This window comes from Kitasatospora sp. NPDC054939 (assembly GCF_053610105.1).
Window position 1 is genome coordinate 1 of record NZ_JBSGXP010000159.1, and the last position, 20,215, is coordinate 20,215.

Below are 20,215 nucleotides of genomic sequence, written 5' to 3' on the forward strand. Positions count from 1 at the left end.
CGAAGCAGGAAGTCGTCCCACCGCCGCGCTCACGCGCAGCGGCTCAGCCGCGAGGCTGAGGGGAATCCCCTCCTTCAGGAAGGGGAGGAAGTCAACGGTTTCCTGTTCGGACGCGTGGCGGGGGTGGGCGGGGCGGGTGTCGGGCACGCCCTACCGGCGTTCGCGGACGGCGGCGGCGATGGCGGCGGCGGTGGGGGTGTCGAAGAAGAGGTCGAAGTCCAGTTCCACCCCGAGGGCGTCCCGGATCCGGGCGGTGATCCGGATGACGGTCAGCGAGTGGCCGCCCAGTTCGAACAGGTCGTCGCCGATCCCGAGGTCGGGGACGTCCAGGACCTCGGCCCAGATCCGCCGGACGGTCTCGGTGACCTCGTCCCACGCCGGTCCGTCCGCGCCCCCGCTCCGGCCCCCGACGCTGTCGGTCGGGGCCGCGGGTTCGCCGGTGGGCGCCTCGCGCGGCGGTACGGGCAGGGCGCGGCGGTCGAGCTTGCCGTTGGGGGTGAGCGGCAGCCGCTCCAGGACGAGCCAGCGCTGCGGGACCATGGCCGGCGGCAGGGTGCGCAACAGGTGCTCGCGCAGGGCCGCGACGGCGGGCGGTTCCGCACCGGGGACGGGCACCAGGTAGCCGGCCAGGAAGGGTTCGCCGTCGTCGGGCGCCTCGCCGCACGCCTGGTCGGTCGGGGCGCCGATCCCGTCGCCGGTCGGGTCGCCGGTCGCGTGACCGGTCGCGTCGCCGGTCCCGGACTCGGCGCGGGGCTCGGTGCGGACCGCGACGGCGGCCTGGGCCACGTCGGGGTGTTCGAGCAGCGCCGACTCGATCTCGGCGGGCTCGATCCGGTGGCCCCGGATCTTGACCTGGTCGTCGATGCGGCCGAGGTAGTCGAGGGAGCCGTCGGACGTGCGAACGGCGCGGTCCCCCGTGCGGTAGAGCCGGGAGCCGGGCGGGCCGAAGGGGTCGGGCACGAAGCGGTCGGCGGTGAGGTCGGGGCGGCCGAGGTAGCCGTGGGCGACGCCGTCCCCGCCGAGCAGCAGTTCACCGGGGATGCCGAGCGGGGTCGGGCGCAGCCGCTCGTCGACCAGGTAGGCACGGGTGTTGGCGATCGGGGTGCCGATGGTGACCCGGTCGGGGGCCTCGGGGATCTCGGCGCAGGTGGACCAGACGGTGGTCTCGGTGGGCCCGTACACGTTGAACAGGCGGGCGGTGCGGGCGCGCAGCTCCCGGGCGAGCGGCAGCGGCAGCGCCTCTCCGCCGACCAGGCCGGTGACCCGGGACAGCGGGTCGGCGGCCGTTGCACCGCCGGCGGTCGGGGCGGGGCCGATGGTCGGGGCGGGGCCGGTGGTCGGAGCAGGGCCGGCGGCCAGGAGGACCCGCCAGCCGGACGGGGTGGCCTGGACGTGGGTGACGCCCTCCTCGGCGATCAGCGCGAGCAGGCCGGGGCCGTCGACGGCGAGCCCGTCCGGGGCGACCACCAGCCGGCCGCCGGTGATCAGCGGGAGGTAGATCTCCAGCGCGGAGATGTCGAAGGAGAGCGAGGTCAGGCCGAGCCAAGCGTGCCCGGGGCCGGAGCCGAGCCGGTCGGCGAAGGAGGTGAGCAGGTTGACCAGGGCACGGTGGCCGACGACGACGCCCTTGGGGCGGCCGGTGGAGCCGGAGGTGTAGAGCACGTAGGCGGTGTCGGCGGGCACCGGCTCGGCCGCGGACGCAGGAGCGGACACGGCCGCGCGCACGGGCACCGTACCGCCCGCCGCCCCCGGGCCGTCCGCGAGTTCGGCGAGCCGGAGGAGCGCCGGGGCGACGGCGGCCACCCCGGGGGCCGGTTCGCGGTCGGCCAGCAGCACCGCGGCACCGGAGTCCGCCAGCACCAGGGCCAGGCGCGCGGCCGGGTAGCCGGGGTCGAGCGGCAGGTGGGCGGCGCCGACCGCGTGGACGGCGAGCAGGGCGGCGGGCAGGTCGGCGGTGCGGTCCAGGTGCAGGGCCACCAGGTCGCCGGGCCGCACCCCGCGGGCGCGCAGAGCGGCGGCCAGGTGGTCCGTACGGTCGAGGAGGGCGCGGTAGTCGAGGTGGCGGCCGCCGGCGCTGACCGCGACGGCGTCGGGGGTGGCGGCGGCCTGTGCACGGACCAGGTCGAGCACGGTGCGGTCGGCCGGGTAGCGGCGGGTGGTGGCGTTGGGTGCGACGGTGACGGCGTGCGTCTCCGCCGGGTCGAGCAGCGGGAGTTCGGCGAGCGGGGCGTCCGGGGCGGCGACGGCCGCGGCCAGCAGGGTGCCGTAGTGGCCGGCGATCCGACGGGCGGCGTCCGGGGCCAGGACGGCCGGGTCGTACTGCAGCGCGAGGTCGAGGGCCGCACCGGTGTCGACCGCCTGGAGGTGCAGGGTGTTGCGGGCGGTGCCGTGGTGGACGGCCCAGTGCACGCGGGCGCGGGTGCCGGCGAAGGCGGGCTCCGGACCGCGCCGCCGGTAGCCGAAGGAGACGGGGGTGAGGGCGGTGCGCGGGGTGAGGCCGGTGACGGCCGCGCCGAACGGCACCGTGCGGAACGGGTAGCCGGCCCGCAGTTCGGTGCGGACCCGGCGGGCGAGGTCGGCGAAGCCGGTCGCGGCTCCGACGGCCGGGGCGTGCACCGGCAGCTCGTTGACGAACAGGCCGATCTCGGCGGCCTGTTCGGGGGTGCGGGTGGAGAGCGGGACGGACACCGGCACGGCCTCGCCGCCGTAGCGGTGCAGCAGTCCGTGCAGGGCGGCGAGCAGGAACTCGAAGACGGTCACCCCGCTGCGCTCGGCGGACGCGGCGAGGGCGCGGCGGTCGGCGGCGTCGAGGCGCCGTTCGACGCTCTCCCCCGGCCCGGCGGTGACCGTGGCACGGGCGGCACCGGGCAGGACGGGCGCGGTCGCGGCGGCCCAGCGCGGCCCGTAGTGCTCGGCGGCGAGGCGTACGGTCTGCGGGTCGGGCGTGAGGGCCGCGGCTGCGCCGACGGCCGCAGGGGCGGGGGCCGGGGCAGGGGCGGGGGCGGCCGGCGCCGGCAGGGGCGCCCCGCCGTACGCGACGGCGAGGTCCCGCACCAGGACGTCCTTGGAGTTGCCGTCGAACACCGCGTGGTGCACGACCACCAGCAACTCGGCCGATCCGTCGGCTCGTTCGAAGAGGGTGAAGCGGGCCGGCGGGCCCTGCTCCGGTGCGAACGGGCGGGCGGCCTCCTCCACCAGGCGCTTCTCCAGGTCGGCGCACTCCGCGGGGACGCCGACCACGCGCAGCGCGGGCGGTTCGGCGCAGCGCTCCTGGTGGAGCCCTCCGGCGGTCTCCACCAGCCTTACGGACAGCGCCGGATGACGCCCGATCAGTGCGTCGACCGCCGCCGCCAGTGCCCGCGTGTCCACCCGGTCGAAGGAGATCCGGACGGGCATGTGGAAGACCTCGCGGGCCGAGCCCAGCCGCTCGGTCAGCCAGACCCCCTGCTGGGCGGGCGAGGCCGGGGTGCGGTCGGACACGGGACGGGCTTCGGGCATCTGCGGCTCGCTTCGGACGTCGGGGAGAAGGGCGGGAGCGCGTGCCCGGTCGACGGCCGGTGCTGCTGCCGTGTACCGGGGTTCGGGACACCGACGGCAGGCCGGGGTGGCCGGTCCGGGCGACGGCGCGGGCCGTCGTGCGATGTCCGGTCCGCCCCCGGGGACCGGCCGACGGCCGTCGCGGCCTGCCCGCCGGGCTCGCCGGGGTCACCCCCCGGTGCGGCTCCGGCGGCTCCGGTGCCCGACTGATGGAGACGACCGGTCCAGACCTGCCGAGAGGTTCGCACAACCCCCATGTGCCGTCAAGAGTTCTTCACAACCGGTGATCATCCGCCATGTACGCGTCCACCTGCACGGACGCCGTCGCGAACGGCACCGGATGCGATCATTCCTGACAGTTCGCCTGACGGTTCGTCAACGTCCCAACACCTGGCGCAGATCGTACGAAACCGGCTCCTCCAGCTGTGCGTACGTGCAGCTCTCCGGGGTCCGGTCGGGGCGCCAGCGGCGGAACTGGGCGGTGTGCCGGAAGCGCGTGCCCTCCATGTGGTCGTACGCCACCTCGACCACCCGCTCGGGGCTCAGCGCGACCCAGGAGAGGTCCTTGCCGCCGGTCCAGCGGCTCTGCGCACCGGGCAGCCGGGCGCCCGCATGGGCCGACTCCTCCGCCCAGGCCGCCCACGGGTGGCCGGAGGTGTCGGTGAGCCGCAGCGGGGCGAGCTCCTCGACGAGCTCGCGGCGGCGCGTCATCGAGAAGGCCGCGCAGACGCCCACGTGCTGGAGCCGGCCGTCGGCGTCGTACAGGCCCAGCAGCAGCGAGCCGACGATCGGACCGCTCTTGTGCTCGCGGTAGCCGGCCACCACGCAGTCGGCGGTGCGCTCGTGCTTGATCTTGAACATGGTGCGCTCGCCCGGCCGGTAGGGCTGGTCCAGCGGTTTGGCGACGACACCGTCCAGACCGGCCCCCTCGTACTGGGCGAACCAGGTGCCGGCGAGGTCCCGGTCGGTGGACGCCGGCGCGGTGAACACCGGGTCCCCCGCCTGCGCGAGGGCCGCCTCCAGCGCCGGGCGGCGGACCGACAGCGGCTCGTCCACCAGGCTCTCGCCGCCCAGGGCCAGCAGGTCGAAGGCGACGAAGGAGGCGGGGGTCCGCTCGGCCAGCAGGTTCACCCGGGAGGCCGCGGGGTGGATCCGCTCCAGCAGCTCCTCGAACCGCAGCCGCCCGTCCCGGGCGATCACCACCTCGCCGTCCACCACGCAGCGCGGCGGCAGCTCGCGCCGGAACGCCTCCACCAGCTCCGGGAAGTACCTGGTCAGCGGCTTGCCGGTGCGACTGCCCAGCTCCACCTCGTCACCGTCGCGGAAGACCACGGTGCGGAAGCCGTCCCACTTGGCCTCGTACTGCATCCCCGGCGGGATCTTCGCCACCGACTTGGCGAGCATCGGGGAGACGGGCGGCATCACGGGCAGGTCCATGGCTCCGATCCTCGCGCCGCCGCCGCGGCCCCGCACCCCGGTCCGCGGGCCGCCGACCGGCCACCGCCACGCGCCACCGGCCGCCCCGCCATAGGCCCCCGCCGCAGGCCGGGCCGCTCGCCACTGCCCGGGGCGCACAGTACGGCCCGGGGCGCGCGGCAGGCGGTGCGCGCTTAGCGTGAGAGGCATGGGCGCAGCCGTGGAACTGGATGTCGCCGGGCGCAGCGTACGGCTGTCGAACCCGGACAAGGTGTACTACCCGGAGCGGGGCTTCACCAAGCTGGACGTCGCGCAGTACTACCTGGCGGTCGCCGAGGGCGTGCTGCGCGGGCTGCGCGAGCGGCCGACCACGCTGCAGCGGTTCCCGGACGGCGTCGAGGGCGAGTTCTTCTACCAGAAGCGCGCCCCCAAGGGCCTGCCCGAGTGGCTGCCGACCGCCCGGATCGCCTTCCCCAGCGGCAGGTCCGCCGACGAGATCTGCCCGACCGAGCCGGCCGCCGTGCTGTGGGCGGCCAACCTCGGCTGCCTGACCTTCCACCCCTGGCCGGTCCGCCGCTCCGACACCGACCACCCGGACGAACTGCGCATCGACCTCGACCCGCAGCCCGGCACCGACTTCCACGACGCCGTCCGCGCCGCCCACGAACTGCGCGCCGTGCTGGAGGAGTACGGGCTGCGCGGCTGGCCCAAGACCTCCGGCGGGCGCGGCCTGCACGTGTACGTCCCGGTCGAGCCGCGCTGGACCTTCACCGACGCCCGGCACGCGGTGATCGCGCTCGGCCGGGTGCTGGAACAGCGGATGCCCGGGCAGGTCACCACCAAGTGGTGGAAGGAGGAGCGCGGCGAGCGGATCTTCGTCGACTACAACCAGATGGCCCGGGACCGCACCATCGCCTCCGCCTACTCGCTGCGCGCCCGTCCGCGCGCCACCGCCTCCGCCCCGCTGCGCTGGGAGGAGATCGACCAGGTCGTCCCCGAGGACTTCGACCTGCGCACGGTGCCCGCCCGCTTCGCCGAACTGGGCGACCTGCAGTCCGGCATGGACGGCGAGGCGTACGGGCTGGAGGCCCTGTTGGAGCTGTACGAGCGGCAGACCCATGACGAGGGCCTGGGCGAGCTGCCGTACCCGCCCGACCACCCCAAGGCGGCCGGCGAGCCGACCCGGGTGCAGCCGAGCCGGGCCCGGAAGTCCTGACCGGCAGGGTCCGCGGGGGCCCTCGGTGGGGGCCTGACCGGCGGGGTCGGCGGGTGCCCGGCCGACGAGGCCGCGGGCGTGGTCAGCGTGGCTCGGGGCGGCGGCAGTGATCGTCTAGGCTGCGCAGGTACAGGACAACAGGGGGGTGCCGCCATGGGCGGACGTGGGCTGTCGGAGATCCTCGCGGACGCGGCGGGCGGGGTGTTCCCGCCGTCGGACGGCTCGGTGACGGTCGTCCCGTCGCCGTCCCCGCGCGACGTCGGGGTGATGTCCTTCTCCGCGCACGCGGTGGTGTTCACCGACGAGGACCCGGACTGGGTGCGCAGCACGCTGGCCGCCGCCCCCTCCGACCCGCTGGCGGCGCCGCTCTGCCCGCCGTTCCTGACCGCCTTCGCCGAGCGCACCGGCCGCACTGTCGGCAACATCGACCTGGTCACCGTCGCCGAACGGCTGCCCGGCGAGCCGCCGCTGCCGCTGGAGCGGATCGACGCCCCGGACCACCCCCGGGTCGCCCGCGCGCTGCGCTACCGCGACGACGTCCGGGCCTTCGCCGCGGACGGCGGCATGCTGGTGCTCGGGCGCGGGGTCGCGGGCCGCTGGGAGTGCGCGATCGAGGTCGACGCGCAGGCCCGCGGCCGGGGCCTGGGCCGGGCCCTCGCCCTCGGCGCCCGGCACCTGCTGCCGGAGGGCGGATGGATCTGGGCGCAGCAGGCGCCCGGCAACGCCACCAGCGTCCGGGCCTTCCAGGCGGCCGGCTACCGTCCGGTCGGCGCGGAGGTCCAGCTCGTGGCGGGCCGCCCGTGACGGCCGCAGCCGTGGCGGTGGTGCCGCCGGAGGTCCGGACCAGGCTGACGGTGCGCTTCGGGCCGTCCGCCGAGGCGTGGTGCGACGGCCTGCCGGACCTGGTCACCGGCCTGGCCGACCGCTGGGGCCTGACCGTGCGGGACGCCGGCGGCGGCGGGACGGCGCGGGTGTTCCGCTGCACGCGCGGGGAGGCGGCCGTCTGGCTGAAGCTGACGCCCGATCCCGAGGTCGCCGCCCAGGAGGCCGCCGCGCTGACGGCCTGGGCCGCGCTGCCGTCGGTGGTCGACCTGCTGGCGTACGAGCCGTCGGCGCACGCCCTGCTGCTCGCAGACGTCCGCCCCGGCACCCTGCTGCGGCGGCGGACCTGGCGGCCGGCCGAGGTGGCCGGCCTGCTCACCGAGCTGCGCTCGGCCCCGGTGCCGGCGGACCCGGGCCGGGCGGACCGGGCCGAATCCGAGGGCGGTTCCGGGGTCGGTGTCGCGACCGGTTCCGGGGTCGGTGCCGGGACCGGGGCGCGGGGCGGGCTGCCGACGCTGGCCGGGAGGGTCGGCTTCCTGTACGGGCTGACCGAGCGCCGGGCCCCCGGGGTCGTCCCGGCCGCGGCACGCGATGTCGCGCTGGAGCTGGCGGCGTCCGGGCCCCGCCGACTGGTCCACGGCGATCTGCACCCGTCCAACGTGCTGGACGGCCCGGCCGGTCCGGTCGCCATCGACCCGCGCCCGGCGCTCGGCGACCCCGACTTCGACCTGGTCGACTGGGTCCTGGACGGTTCCGCCGACCGGGTGGCGCTGCAGGGGCGGATCGAGGAGCTGACCGCCCTGGTGCCCGGGTCCGACCCCGAGCGGGTGCTCGCCTGGTGCCGGGCGCTGGCCCCCGTGGTCGCCGCGCCGCGGGTGGCGGCGGGGCGGCGGGATGCGGAGACGGCGTTCCTGGCGGAGCTCGCCGGGATCTGACCCCGGGCGGACGGTCAGCCGGTCGGCGCCGTGGCGGCGATGATCGCCACCGCCTCGTCGATCTGGGCGTCCGTCAGATCGCCGCGGGCGGTGAGGCGCAGCCGGGAGATGCCGTCCGGCACCGACGGCGGGCGGAAGCAGCCCACGGCCAGCCCGGCCCGCCGGCAGTCGGCGGCCCAGGCGACGGCGGCCTCCGGGCCGGGTGCCCGGACGGAGACCACGGCGGCGTCCGGCTCGCTGGCGAGCAGCCCGGCGGCGGTCAACCGGGCGGACAGCAGCCGGGCCACCTCGCGCGCCCGCTCGGCACGGTGCGGCTCGGCGCGCAGCAGTTGGAGCGCCCCCAGCGCGGCGCCCGCGGCGGCCGGGGCGAGCCCGGTGTCGAAGATGAAGGTGCGGGCCGTCTCGACGAGGTGGCGGATCACCCGGCGGGGGCCGAGCACGGCACCGCCCTGGGAACCCAGCGACTTGGAGAGCGTCACGGTGGCCACGGTGTCGGGCGCTCCCGCCAGCCCGGCCGCCGCGAGGGCGCCGGAGCCGCCCGGGCCGAGCACGCCCAGGCCGTGCGCGTCGTCGACGAGCAGCGCGGCGCCGTGCGCGCGGGCGGCGGCCGAGAGGGCGGCGAGCGGAGCGGCGTTGCCGTCCACCGAGAACACCGAGTCGCTGACCACCAGCGCCCGCCGCTGGGTGCGCTCCGCGAGCACCGCCCGGACGGCCTGCGGGTCGCTGTGCGGGGCCCGGTGCACCGGGCTGCGGGAGAGCCGGCAGCCGTCGATCAGCGAGGCGTGGTTGTAGGCGTCCGAGACGATCAGGGTGTCCGGGTCGGTGAGCGCGGTGAGCGCCGCGAGGTTCGCCGTGTACCCGGAGGAGAAGACGAGCGCCGCCTCCACCCCGCAGTGCTCGGCGAGCTCCTCCTCCAGCCGGGTGTGCAGCGCGGTCGTCCCGGTGACCAGGCGGGAGCCGGTGGCCCCGCCGCCCCAGCGCCGGGCGGCCTCGGCGGCGGCGCCGGTGACCGCCGGATGCCGGGTCAGCCCCAGGTAGTCGTTGCTCGCGAGGTCCAGCACCGGGTCGTCGGCCGGCCGGCTGCGCAGCACCCTGGTCAGCCCGGCCGCCGCCCGCAGCTCGGCGGCCTCGTCGAGCCAGTCGAAGACGGCCTCCGGGGCGGGCGCGGGCAGGCCGGCGGCGGAGTCGGCGGGGGTGGAAGCGGTGCGCTGGACCATGGCCGCACTCTGGCACGCTCGCCGCAGGCCGGGCAATGTGCCGATCGGCACATCCTCGTCGGCCGATCGGCAGGTTTCACAGCGGCGTCCGGCCGTCCCCGTCGGACCGCGTCCCACCTCCGGACACCCGCCACCCCCGCCGGGCCGCCCCCGTCAGCGCCGGCCGACGCCGCCCCTGCTGTCGGCACGGCCGCTCCCGCTGCCGTCGAGGTGCCGCTCCCGGGCGAGCAGGTCCCGCTCGGCGGCCGTGCGGCTCCCGGTCAGCCGGAGGGTCCGCTCGTACTCCGGGCCGAACCGCGCGCGCAGCCGGCGGGTGCGCAGCAGGTACCCGAACCCGACGGCGAGCATGGTCAGCACGGCCACCGCGGTGATGACGATCGCGACGGCGGTCGGCGTGTCCACCGGGGCCACCTCCTGTCGGGTGCGGTGGCGGTCGTTCCCCCTCCTTCCGAGCCGCTGCCCGGACCGGCCCGGTCGAAACGCCGTCCGGGCGGGCCGCCGGGGCGGGCGGCCGTCGCGGTCCGTCCGGGCGGCGGGGCACCCGGGCTTTGCCGGGGGTGTGCGGGAGCAGGCAAGATGGGCAGGTGACCCTCCTTGACCTGATGCCGAAGCCCGCCACTCCCGATGCGCTCTACGAGACGTTCGCCGCCTGGTCGGAGGAGCGGGGCATCACGCTGTACCCGGCGCAGGAGGAGGCGCTGATCGAGCTGGTGTCGGGCAACAACGTGATCCTGGCGACGCCGACCGGCTCGGGCAAGAGCCTGGTGGCGGCGGGTGCGCACTTCGCGGCGCTGGCCGAGGGCAAGCGGACCTTCTACACCGCGCCGATCAAGGCCCTGGTGTCGGAGAAGTTCTTCGACCTGTGCAAGGTGTTCGGCACCGAGCAGGTCGGCATGATGACCGGCGACGCCTCGGTCAACCCGACCGCGCCGATCATCTGCTGCACGGCCGAGGTGCTGGCGCAGATCGCGCTGCGCGACGGCGACCGGGCCGACGTCGGCCAGGTGGTGATGGACGAGTTCCACTTCTACGCCGAGCCGGACCGCGGCTGGGCGTGGCAGATCCCGCTGCTGGAGCTGCCGCAGGCGCAGTTCCTGCTGATGTCCGCGACGCTGGGCGACGTCCGGCGCTTCGAGGAGGACCTCACCCGCCGCACCGGCCGGCCGACCACGGTGGTGCGCAACGCGACCCGTCCGGTGCCGCTGTTCTACGAGTACCGCCGCACCACCCTGCACGACACCCTGGAGGAGCTGCTGAAGACCGGTCAGGCGCCGGTCTACGTGGTGCACTTCACGCAGAAGGAGGCGGTGGAGCGCGCGCAGTCGCTGATGAGCATCAACATGTGCTCCAAGGCGGAGAAGGACGCCATCGCCGAGCTGATCGGCAACTTCCGCTTCACCACCAAGTTCGGCCGCAACCTCTCCCGGTACGTCCGCCACGGCATCGGCGTGCACCACGCCGGCATGCTGCCCAAGTACCGCCGGCTGGTCGAACGGCTCGCCCAGGCGGGCCTGTTGAAGGTCATCTGCGGGACGGACACGCTCGGCGTCGGCGTCAACGTGCCGATCCGCACGGTGCTGTTCACCGCGCTGTCCAAGTACGACGGCGTGCGGGTGCGGACGCTGCGCGCCCGCGAGTTCCACCAGATCGCCGGCCGGGCCGGCCGGGCCGGCTTCGACACCGTCGGCCAGGTCGTCGCTCAGGCGCCCGAGCACGTCATCGAGAACGACAAGGCCGTCGCCAAGGCAGGCGACGACCCGAAGAAGAAGCGCAAGATCGTCCGGAAGAAGGCCCCCGAGGGCTTCGTCGGCTGGACGGAGGAGGGCTTCGAGAAGCTCATCACCGCCGACCCGGAGCCGCTGGTCTCGCGCTTCAAGGTCAGCCACGCGATGCTGCTCTCGGTGATCGGCCGGCCCGGCAACGCCTTCGAGGCGATGCGCAAGCTGCTCACCGACAACCACGAGGACCGCGCCGCCCAGCGCCGGCACATCCGCACCGCCATCGCCGTCTACCGCTCGCTGCTGGAGGGCGGCATCGTCGAGCGGCTGCCCGAGCCGGACGCCGAGGGCCGGATCGTCCGCCTCACCCTGGACCTCCAGGAGAACTTCGCGCTCAACCAGCCGCTCTCCACCTTCGCCCTGGCCGCCTTCGAACTGCTCGACCCGGCCTCGCCCTCCTACGCGATGGACGTCGTCTCCGTCGTCGAGGCCACCCTCGACGACCCGCGCCAGATCCTCGCCTCGCAGCAGAACAAGGCGCGCGGCGAGGCCGTCGGCGAGATGAAGCGCGACGGCATCGAGTACGAGGAGCGGATGGAGCGGCTCCAGGAGATCACCTACCCGAAGCCGCTGGAGGAGCTGCTCACCCACGCGTACGAGGTCTACCGCCGCGCCCACCCGTGGATCGGCGACCACCAGCTCCAGCCCAAGTCGGTGGTCCGCGACCTGTACGAGCGGGCGATGACCTTCACCGACTACGTGGGCTTCTACGAGCTGGCCCGCACCGAGGGCATCGTGCTGCGCTACCTGGCCGGTGCGTACAAGGCGCTGGAGCAGACCGTCCCCGAGGACGTGAAGACCGACGACCTCAAGGACGTCATCGCCTGGCTCGGCGAGCTGGTCCGCCAGGTCGACTCCAGCCTGCTGGACGAGTGGGAGCAGCTGGCCAACCCGACCGAGCCGCAGGCCGCCGAGGTCGCGCTGGACGACAAGCCGGCCCCGGTCACCGCCAACGCGCGGGCCTTCCGGGTGCTGGTGCGCAACGAGATGTTCCGCCGCGTCGAACTGTGCGCACTGGAGCACTACGACGAACTCGGCACGCTGGACGGCGAGTACGGCTGGGACGCGGACCGCTGGGCGGACGCCATGGACGGGTACTGGGAGGAGTACGACGACCTCGGCACCGGCCCGGACGCGCGCGGCCCCAAGATGCTCATCATCGAGCAGGAGGACTCCGCCTGGCAGGTCCGGCAGATCTTCGACGACCCGGCGGGCGACCACGACTGGGGCATCAGCGCCGAGGTCGACCTGTACGGCTCGGACGAGGAGGGCCGCGCCGTCGTGCGGGTCACCGCGGTGGACCGCCTGGGCGGCTGACCCACGCGAAGCAGAGGGCCCCGGTCCGCGGGCCCGGAACTCCGGGGGAGTTCCGGGCGGGCGGGCCGGGGCCGCGTGCTCTCCGGTACGGGCCGCGCAGGCGGCCCGGCTCCGGACGGCTGAGGCCCTGGCGGCGAAGGCCCGGGCGGCTCAGGTCCGGACGGCTCAGGTCCAGGCGAACGGCACGCCGGCCGTGTACGACAGCACCCGGGTGGCCTCGTCCAGCAGCTGCTCGAACGGCGAGGCCGAGGCGGTCGGCGGCACGGCCTGCCCGGTCGCCGCGGGGGCTCCGGGGGTCGCGCCCGCCGTCCCGGCCGGCGTCGTCGGTGCCGGTACCGGTGCCGCGGCCGGCTCGGCGGACCGCGAGCTGGCGACCGTCACGTAGTGCCGCACCGCGTCGACCCGGGGCGCCGTCCCGGGCTTGGGCGTCGCGCCCGTGGTCGGGGCGGGGGCCGGCTTGGCGTCCGGCAGGATGAACTGCAGCGCCCCGGGCTTGGCCCGCAGCGCCGCGGCGGCCTTCGCCGCCGCCCCCTCGTCGGCGAACCGCAGCACCGTGACGCTGCTCAGCACCGGCTTCTCCACCCCGCTGAAGCTGACGGACAGGTAGCCCTGGCAGCGGAGGTCCTTCAGCAGCTCTTTGGCATCCTCGTGCAACGTCTCGGCGCAGTCCTGGCCCTGCCGGGCGCCGGAGCGCTTTCCCTTGTAGCCGCCGGCCTCGACCGCCCGCTGCGCCGGGAAGTAGGAGTCGACGTCGAAGCTCTCGGTGTCGGTGACGGTGCGCGGGGGCGGGGTGCCGAGCACCGGGGGCGTCCTGGCCGCCTCCTTGCTGGACGGGCCGAGCCCGGGTATCCAGTCGCCGGGGTGCGGACGCGTGATGATCCAGCCACCCGCCGCCACCACGCCCACCACCAGCATCCAGGCGACGGCCTTGCGGGGGCCGAGCCTGCTGCGCCGGTACGTCCGGTACGCCCCGGACGGCTCGTCGGTGTCCTGGTCGGCCGGTGGCGGGGTGCGCTCCCCCTGCGTCGTCATGGCGGAGATTCTAAGCAGTGACCGGGTGGCCTGGATCACGTGGGTCGACCCGGAACGATCACTCGCGCCGGGGCCCTCCGCAGCGCCGTGAACCGGACGTGACCTGCACCACTACCGTGAGCGGCGACACTGTGACAACTCGCACATCCTCCGCCCGATCTTCTGGCGGGTTTCCTCTGGCGCCGGTGGACGGCCAAGGGGCAGGATCGGGCCCATGGATCTGCTCGATACCCTCACCGCCAAGGGCCTGCGCGGCGAAATCCCCACCCGGGAGGAAGCACTCGCCGTCCTGGCCACCACCGACGACGAGCTGCTGGACGTGGTCGCCGCCGCCGGACGGGTGCGCCGGAAGTGGTTCGGCCGCCGGGTCAAGCTCAACTACCTGGTGAACCTGAAGAGCGGCCTCTGCCCGGAGGACTGCTCGTACTGCTCCCAGCGGCTGGGGTCCAAGGCCGAGATCCTCAAGTACACCTGGCTGAAGCCCGATCAGGCCGCCGAGGCGGCGAAGGCGGGCGTCGCGGGCGGCGCCAAGCGGGTCTGCCTGGTCGCCAGCGGCCGCGGCCCGACGGACCGCGACATCGACCGGGTCTCCGACACCATCGCGGCCATCAAGGACGCCGACCCGGCCGTCGAGATCTGCGCCTGTCTGGGCCTGCTCTCCGACAACCAGGCCGAGCGGCTGAAGGCGGCCGGTGCCGACGCGTACAACCACAACCTGAACACCTCCGAGGGCACCTACGGCGACATCGCCACCACCCACACCTACGCCGACCGCGTGGACACCGTGCAGAAGGCGCACGGCGCGGGCCTCTCCGCCTGCTCCGGCCTGATCGCGGGCATGGGCGAGAGCGACGAGGACCTGGTCGACGTGGTCTTCGCACTGCGCGAGCTGGGCTCGGACTCGGTGCCGGTCAACTTCCTGATCCCCTTCGAGGGCACCCCGCTGGCCAAGGAGTGGAACCTCACCCCGCAGCGCTGCCTGCGCATCCTGGCGATGGTCCGCTTCGTCAACCCGGACACCGAGGTCCGCATCGCGGGCGGCCGGGAGGTACACCTGCGGACCATGCAGCCGCTGGGCCTGCACCTCGCCAACTCCATCTTCCTGGGCGACTACCTGACCAGCGAGGGCCAGGCCGGGCAGGCCGACCTCGACATGATCAAGGACGCGGGCTTCACGGTCGAGGGCTCCGACGAGGCCACCCTGCCGCGCCACCGCGCGGACGCCGCCGCGGCGGCGCACGGCTGCGGCCCGGCCGCGGGCGGCTGCGGTCCGGCCGCGGGCGGCTGCGGTCCGGTGTCCGGCGCCCTGGCGCCCGACGGCGGGGCCCAGGACGAGCAGGCCGCCGGCCCGCTCACCGGCGGCTGCGGCACAGGCGGCGGCTGCGGCCCGTGCGGCGGCCACGGCGAGGTCCCGGCCGCCGCTGCCGCCCCCGACGACCGCGCCGAGGCCGAGGCGGAGCCCGAGAGCGTCGCCGTCGGCGCCGCGGCCGGCCCCGACAACGGCGAGCTGCGCAGCGACCTGGTCCGGGTCCGCCGCCGTGGCGCCGGCACCGAACTGGCGCCGAACGCCTGACAGTCCGTCGAAGAGGTCACTCCCCATCATGGTCCAGCTCTCCCCGCAGTCCCTCCTCGCGCTCGACCGGGCGCACGTCTGGCACCCGTACGGGCCGATGCCCGGCACCGCCACCCCCTACCTGGTGGAATCCGCCTCCGGGGTGCGGCTCCGGCTCGCCGAACCCGTCGCCGGACGGCACGAACTCGTCGACGGCATGTCCTCCTGGTGGGCCGCGATCCACGGGTACGGCCACCCGGTGCTCGACGAGGCGGTGCGGGAGCAGCTGGGCCGGATGAGCCACGTGATGTTCGGCGGGCTCACCCACGAGCCCGCCGTCCGGCTCGCCGCCACGCTGGTGGACCTCACGCCCGAACCGCTGCAGCACGTCTTCCTCGCCGACTCGGGGTCGGTGGCCGTCGAGGTCGCGATGAAGATGTGCCTGCAGTACTGGCAGTCCACCGGCCGCCCGGAGAAGCGCCGGCTGCTCACCTGGCGCGGCGGCTACCACGGCGACACCTTCCACCCGATGTCGGTCTGCGACCCGCAGGGCGGCATGCACCACCTGTGGGGCGGGGTCCTGCCGGACCAGCTGTTCGCACCGGAGCCGCCGGCCGGCTTCGACGCCCCGCTCGACGCCGAGTACGAGGCGCGGTTCGCCGAACTGATGGAGCGTCACGCCGCCGAACTGGCAGCCGTGATCGTCGAACCGGTCGTCCAGGGCGCCGGCGGCATGCGCTTCCACTCCCCCGCCTACCTGCGGATGCTGCGCCGGCTCTGCGACGAGCACGGGGTGCTGCTGGTCTTCGACGAGATCGCCACCGGCTTCGGGCGCAGCGGCGCCCTGTTCGCCGCCGACCACGCCGGGGTCTCCCCCGACGTGATGTGCCTCGGCAAGGCACTCACCGGCGGGTACCTCACCCTGGCGGCGGCCCTCTGCACCGGCGAGGTCGCGGACGGCATCAGCCGCGGCGAGATGCCGGTGCTTGCGCACGGCCCGACGTTCATGGGCAACCCGCTGGCCGCGGCCGTCGCCAACGCCTCGATCGGGCTGCTGCTCGACCAGGACTGGCAGCTGGAGGTCAAGCGGATCGAGACCGGCCTGCGGGACGGCCTGGCGGACGCGGCACAGCTGCCCGGCGTCCGGGACGTCCGGGTGCTCGGCGCGATCGGCGTCGTCCAGCTCGACCACCCGGTGGCGATGGCCGCCGCGACGGCCGCCGCCGCGGCGGAGGGCGTCTGGCTGCGGCCGTTCCGCGACCTGATCTACACCATGCCGCCGTACGTGACCGGCGACGAGGACGTGGCGCGGATCTGCGCCGCCGTGACCGCCGCGGCGGTGGCCGGATGAGCGTCCTGTTCGTGACCGGCACCGGCACCGAGGTCGGCAAGACGGTGGCCACCGCCGCGGTGGCCGCCGCAGCCCTGCGGGCGGGCCTGCGGGTCGCCGTGCTCAAGCCCGGACAGACCGGCGTCGGCCCGGAGGAGCCCGGCGACGCGGCGGAGGTCGCCCGACTGGCCGGCCCGGCCGACGACTCCGACCGCGCCCGCCTGACGGTCCGTGAACTCGTCCGCTACCCCGAGCCGTTGGCTCCCGAGACGGCCGCCAAGCGTTCCGGGCTGCCGTACCTCGCGCCGGAGGCGGTGGCCGAGGCGGTGGCCGAACTCGCCGACGGGCACGACCTGGTACTGGTCGAGGGCGCCGGCGGCCTGCTGGTCCGCTACGACGACCGCGGCCGCACCCTGGCCGACCAGGCCCGCGCCGTGCTCGACCGGGGCCTGCCCGCCGGCTTCCTGCTGGTCGCCTCGGCCGGACTCGGCACCCTCAACACCACCACGCTCACCGCCGAGGCGCTGCGCGCCCGGGGGCTCGACCTGCTCGGCGTCGTCGTCGGCTCCTGGCCCGACGCCCCCGGCCTGGCCGACCGCTGCAACCTCGCCGACCTCCCGCAGTCCGCCGGCACCGCCCTGCTCGGCGCCCTCCCCGAGAACGCCGCCGCCGCAGCCGACTTCCCCGCCCTCGCCACCGCCGCCCTCGCCCCGGCCCTCCACGGCCACTGGGACGCCGCCGAGTTCACGACCGCCCACCACCCGTCCTGACGCCCACGGCGGCCGCCGGGTGCCGCCCCGGCCCGGGCGTACCGGGTCGGGGCGTACCGGGTCGGACGGACCGGGTCGGAGCGGCGTCGGCAGACCCGGTGGTCAGGCGTCGAGGGGCTTGACCCAGCGGGACCACTGGGGCTGGGGGGTGTAGCCGGTGGCGGTCCAGGTGCGGTGGCCCACCGGGTTGTCGACCAGCACCATGGCGTCGACACGCCGTCCGCCGAGGGCGGCGAAGCGCCGCTCGGCGGCGTCGAGGAGCGTACGGCCGATGCCCCGGCGGCGGTGGTCGGGGTGGACGGCGAGGCGATAGAGGTGGCAGCGCCAGCCGTCCCAGCCGGCGATCACCGTGCCGACGAGGGTGCCGTCCGCGGCGAGTTCGGCCACCAGCAGCGCCTCGGGGTCGCGCGCGATCAACGCGGCCACCCCGTCGGCGTCGTCGGTGATGCTGGTGCCCTTGGCGGCGAGGGTCCAGAAGGCGAGCAGGGCGGGGATGTCGGCGGCGGTGGCGGTGCGCAGCCGCAGGTCGTCGGTCATCCCCCGTGTCTAGCAGGGACGGTGGCCCGACCGCCGGGAATTCCGGCCCGCGGGACGGGGGCTCGGGCCCCGGGACGCGGGCGCCCGCCCGGTCCGTGCGACCTCAGTCCGTGAGCTGCCAGACCGTGGTGGTCTTGACGGAGGTGTCCTCCAGATCGGCCACCACCGGCACCTGGTGGGCGGCCAGCGCGGTGAACCGCTCGCGCGGCAGGTAGGCGCGCCCGGGGTCGCCGACGATCACCAGGGCCCCCCGCGCCCGGGCCCGCTCCAGGAACGGCAGGAAGCGGGCCGCCATCGCGCGCTCGTAGAAGACGTCCCCGGCGAGCACCACCTCGGCCGGGGCACCGTCGCCGTCCAGCAGGTCCTCGACCGCGGCGTCGACCCGGACCGCGTTCGCCTCCGCGTTGATCGCGATGGCGGTCACGGCGTACGCGTCGATCTCGGCCGCCCGGACGGACGCCGCTCCCCGCAGCGCCGCCGCGATGCCGACCAGCCCGGAGCCGGCCGCAAGGTCCAGCACCCGCCGCCCGGCGACGAGTTCGGGGTGGTCCAGGACGTGCCGGGCGACCGCGACGCCGCCGGCCCAGGCGAAGGCCCAGAACGGCGGGGGCATCCCGACCAGCCCGCGGGCCCGTTCCGTGCTCTCCCAGAGTGCGATCGCGTCCTGCGCCATGTGCAGGCGGACCTCGGGGACGAACGGCACCTCGGTCAGGGCGGTGTGCTCCCGGACGAACTCCCGGTCGGACGACTCGGCCCCGTGGCCCGTCGACTCGGCCCCGTGGTCCGTCGACTCGGCTCCGTGGTCCGTCGGCCCGGACTCGTGGTCGGTCGGCGCGGAGTCGGGGGATTCGGCCGGGGCCGGGCGCAGCGTGCTGGTGTCGTGCGGCATGCCCGCAGCATAGAACGTACGCGACGGCTCCGGTGACCCAGCGGTGTGCTCCGCCTACGGAGGGGCGCCGCGGCGCAAGGGCCGTACCGCGGCGCACCCCGCGCGCCGGGCCGTGCTCGGCCGGCGGGCCGCGGGACGGCGGCGGCGCGTCCGGCCGGACCGCCGCGAACGGCCCGCCGGCCCCGGGCCGGACGCCGCGGCGACACCCGGCCGCAGGGCTCCCCGCACCCAGGTGAACCGTGGATTACGCACCGCCACCCGCTGCGTACCATTTCGATACCGAAGCCGGGGTGAGCTGGGAAGATGCTCGCCCGCCGGGCGGCGGCGGGGGTAGCATCCGGCACATGCCCCCCGGCCCCGGCGCCGACGGCCCCGTGCTGCCGTGCCGCAAACCGGGGCGGCGGACTCCCGCGGGCCCATGCGGTACGGCGGATGCTCCCGGGCATCGGCCGTCCCCGCCGGCGCCCGCGTACTCGGCACCGCGCGCCAGGGCAGTCGCGCGAACGGCGAAGGGCAGCGTCTTGGCGGATCGGCTCACCGGAGGAGACTCCTCACTGCTGCGGCGGATCAACGCGGCGGTCACGCTGCGGGCGCTGCGGGCGGGCCAGTCGGTGACCCTGACTCAGCTGGTCGGCGACACCGGGCTCTCCCGCCCGACGGTCGAGGGCGTCATCGAGGGGCTGGTGGAGACCGGGCTGGTCGCCGAGGTCGAGCAGCCCCAGCACACCGGGCAGCCCGGTGGGGCGGGACGGCGCGGGCGGCCGGCCCGCTGGTTCCGGTTCCGGGCGGAGGCCGGGCACATCCTCGGCGTCGAGATCAACGTCCACGACATCCGGGTGATCCTCGCCGATCTGACCGGCGAGGTGGTGGGGAGTCACTTCAAGCCGGTCGACGAGTCGCTGGACGCGGAGGAGCGGCTGACCGCCGTCCGCGGCGTGGTGGCCGAGGTGCTGCGCAAGGCCGGGATCTCCCGGGACAACCTGTGGGCGGTCGGCGTCGGCACCCCGGGCATCGTCGACCGGGAGGGCACCGTCCGCCTCGGCACCGCGATGCCCGGCTGGACCGGCCTGGACCTCGGCGCCCGGCTGCGCCGCTCGTTCCGCTGCCCGGTGCTGATCGAGAACGACGCCAACCTGGCCGCCATCGCCGAGCACTGGCAGGGCGCGGCGGTCGGCGCGGACGACCTGGTCTTCGTGATGGCCGGGCTGAGCCCCGGCGCCGGGTCGCTCATCAACGGCCGGCTGCACCGCGGCTTCGGCGGCGCGGCGGGCGAGATCGGCGCCCTGCACCTGCTCGGCCAGGAGGTCACCCCCGAGCGCCTGCTGTCCACCACCGGCAAGCCGCTGAACCCGCTCGACGAGGCCGCGGTGGCCCGGGTCCTGCGGCTGGCCCGCGAGGGCGACGAGGTGGCGCAGGTCGCCATGGACCGCTTCCTGGCCCGCCTGGTGCACGACGTGGCTGCGCTGGTGCTGGCCATCGACCCGCAGCTGGTCGTCATCGGCGGCTGGGCGGCCGGTCTGGACGGCGTCCTGGAGCCGCTGCGCGAGCGCCTGGCCCAATTCACCCTGCGCGCCCCGGAGGTCGCGCTGGCCGCACTCGGCACCGAGGTGGTCGCGATGGGCGCGCTGCGGGTGGCGCTGGACCACGTCGAGGAGCAGCTGTTCGCCGTCGACCCGCCGGGCAACGGCACTACGAACGTACGGTCCTGAGCCTGCGCGGGGCTCGGGCCTCGGCGGGCTGAGCGCACGCGGACCCGGGCGCTCGCGGGACCCGAACGGACGCGGGACCCGGCCTCACGCGGGGCCCGAGCGCACGCGGGACCCGGGCACACGCGGGCGTGCGAAGGCCCGGGCACTCGGTGAGTGCC

At 75.6% G+C, this 20,215-nt stretch carries 15 protein-coding genes; 8 read left to right on the forward strand and 7 right to left on the reverse strand.

The window, feature by feature from the left end:
• Nucleotides 1–150 precede the first annotated feature (150 nt).
• Nucleotides 151–3,480: a non-ribosomal peptide synthetase gene (locus ACWGB8_RS32180; protein WP_452217160.1), complete on the reverse strand. Its 3,330-nt coding sequence runs from the start codon at nucleotides 3,478–3,480 to the stop codon at nucleotides 151–153.
• 432 nt (nucleotides 3,481–3,912) lie between these two features.
• Nucleotides 3,913–4,974 carry an ATP-dependent DNA ligase gene (locus ACWGB8_RS32185; RefSeq protein WP_452217161.1) on the reverse strand — a complete coding sequence of 354 codons (1,062 nt, stop codon included), beginning with the start codon at nucleotides 4,972–4,974 and terminating at the stop codon, nucleotides 3,913–3,915.
• Between the two features lie 187 nt (nucleotides 4,975–5,161).
• Between ACWGB8_RS32185 and ligD the strand changes: the two genes are divergently transcribed.
• From ligD to ACWGB8_RS32200, 3 genes are all read left to right on the forward strand, one after another.
• Nucleotides 5,162–6,169 (forward strand): non-homologous end-joining DNA ligase, encoded by a 1,008-nt coding sequence (ligD, locus tag ACWGB8_RS32190; protein ID WP_452217162.1) that lies wholly within the window; start codon nucleotides 5,162–5,164, stop codon nucleotides 6,167–6,169.
• Nucleotides 6,170–6,322: 153 nt separating this feature from the next.
• Nucleotides 6,323–6,973 carry a GNAT family N-acetyltransferase gene (locus ACWGB8_RS32195; RefSeq protein WP_452217163.1) on the forward strand — a complete coding sequence of 217 codons (651 nt, stop codon included), beginning with the start codon at nucleotides 6,323–6,325 and terminating at the stop codon, nucleotides 6,971–6,973.
• On the forward strand, nucleotides 6,970–7,926 hold the full coding sequence (locus tag ACWGB8_RS32200) for an aminoglycoside phosphotransferase family protein (RefSeq protein ID WP_452217164.1): 957 nt from the start codon (nucleotides 6,970–6,972) through the stop codon (nucleotides 7,924–7,926). The genes ACWGB8_RS32195 and ACWGB8_RS32200 overlap by 4 nt, the downstream gene beginning before the upstream one ends.
• A 14-nt stretch (nucleotides 7,927–7,940) precedes the next feature.
• Here the strand turns inward: ACWGB8_RS32200 and ACWGB8_RS32205 are convergent, their stop codons facing one another.
• Together ACWGB8_RS32205 and ACWGB8_RS32210 are read right to left on the reverse strand one after the other, a co-directional pair.
• Nucleotides 7,941–9,143, reverse strand: a complete 1,203-nt coding sequence (locus ACWGB8_RS32205) for an 8-amino-7-oxononanoate synthase (protein ID WP_452217165.1) — start codon at nucleotides 9,141–9,143, stop codon at nucleotides 7,941–7,943.
• Nucleotides 9,144–9,296: 153 nt separating this feature from the next.
• On the reverse strand, nucleotides 9,297–9,545 hold the full coding sequence (locus ACWGB8_RS32210) for a hypothetical protein (protein WP_452217166.1): 249 nt from the start codon (nucleotides 9,543–9,545) through the stop codon (nucleotides 9,297–9,299).
• Between the two features lie 200 nt (nucleotides 9,546–9,745).
• Here ACWGB8_RS32210 and ACWGB8_RS32215 point away from each other — a divergent pair, with 200 nt between their 5' ends.
• Nucleotides 9,746–12,238 (forward strand): DEAD/DEAH box helicase, encoded by a 2,493-nt coding sequence (locus tag ACWGB8_RS32215; RefSeq protein WP_452217174.1) that lies wholly within the window; start codon nucleotides 9,746–9,748, stop codon nucleotides 12,236–12,238.
• Nucleotides 12,239–12,403: 165 nt separating this feature from the next.
• Here ACWGB8_RS32215 and ACWGB8_RS32220 read toward each other — a convergent pair whose 3' ends face one another.
• A complete protein-coding gene (locus tag ACWGB8_RS32220) occupies nucleotides 12,404–13,270 on the reverse strand; it encodes a hypothetical protein (RefSeq protein ID WP_452217167.1) in 867 nt (288 codons plus the stop codon).
• Nucleotides 13,271–13,484: 214 nt separating this feature from the next.
• On the opposite strand from ACWGB8_RS32220, the gene bioB reads away from it, so the two are divergent.
• Genes bioB through bioD form a run of 3 tightly spaced genes read left to right on the forward strand, consistent with a single transcriptional unit; the run spans nucleotide 13,485 to nucleotide 16,922 of the window.
• On the forward strand, nucleotides 13,485–14,843 hold the full coding sequence (gene bioB, locus ACWGB8_RS32225; RefSeq protein ID WP_452217168.1) for a biotin synthase BioB: 1,359 nt from the start codon (nucleotides 13,485–13,487) through the stop codon (nucleotides 14,841–14,843).
• A gap of 28 nt (nucleotides 14,844–14,871) precedes the next feature.
• The gene (locus ACWGB8_RS32230) at nucleotides 14,872–16,173 is read left to right on the forward strand and encodes an adenosylmethionine--8-amino-7-oxononanoate transaminase (protein ID WP_452217169.1); all 1,302 of its coding nucleotides are present in this window, start codon (nucleotides 14,872–14,874) and stop codon (nucleotides 16,171–16,173) included.
• Nucleotides 16,170–16,922 carry a dethiobiotin synthase gene (bioD, locus tag ACWGB8_RS32235; RefSeq protein ID WP_452217170.1) on the forward strand — a complete coding sequence of 251 codons (753 nt, stop codon included), beginning with the start codon at nucleotides 16,170–16,172 and terminating at the stop codon, nucleotides 16,920–16,922. Before ACWGB8_RS32230 ends, bioD begins: the two co-directional genes overlap by 4 nt.
• A 102-nt stretch (nucleotides 16,923–17,024) precedes the next feature.
• On the opposite strand, the gene ACWGB8_RS32240 is transcribed toward bioD, so the two are convergent.
• Nucleotides 17,025–17,459, reverse strand: a complete 435-nt coding sequence (locus tag ACWGB8_RS32240; RefSeq protein WP_452217171.1) for a GNAT family N-acetyltransferase — start codon at nucleotides 17,457–17,459, stop codon at nucleotides 17,025–17,027.
• Between the two features lie 103 nt (nucleotides 17,460–17,562).
• Entirely contained in the window at nucleotides 17,563–18,348 is a 786-nt protein-coding gene (locus ACWGB8_RS32245) for a class I SAM-dependent methyltransferase (protein ID WP_452217172.1), read from the reverse strand.
• A 521-nt stretch (nucleotides 18,349–18,869) separates the two neighbouring features.
• Between ACWGB8_RS32245 and ACWGB8_RS32250 the strand changes: the two genes are divergently transcribed.
• Complete coding sequence (locus tag ACWGB8_RS32250) at nucleotides 18,870–20,057, forward strand: ROK family protein (protein ID WP_452217173.1); 1,188 nt, start codon at nucleotides 18,870–18,872, stop codon at nucleotides 20,055–20,057.
• The last annotated feature ends 158 nt before the right edge of the window (nucleotides 20,058–20,215 follow it).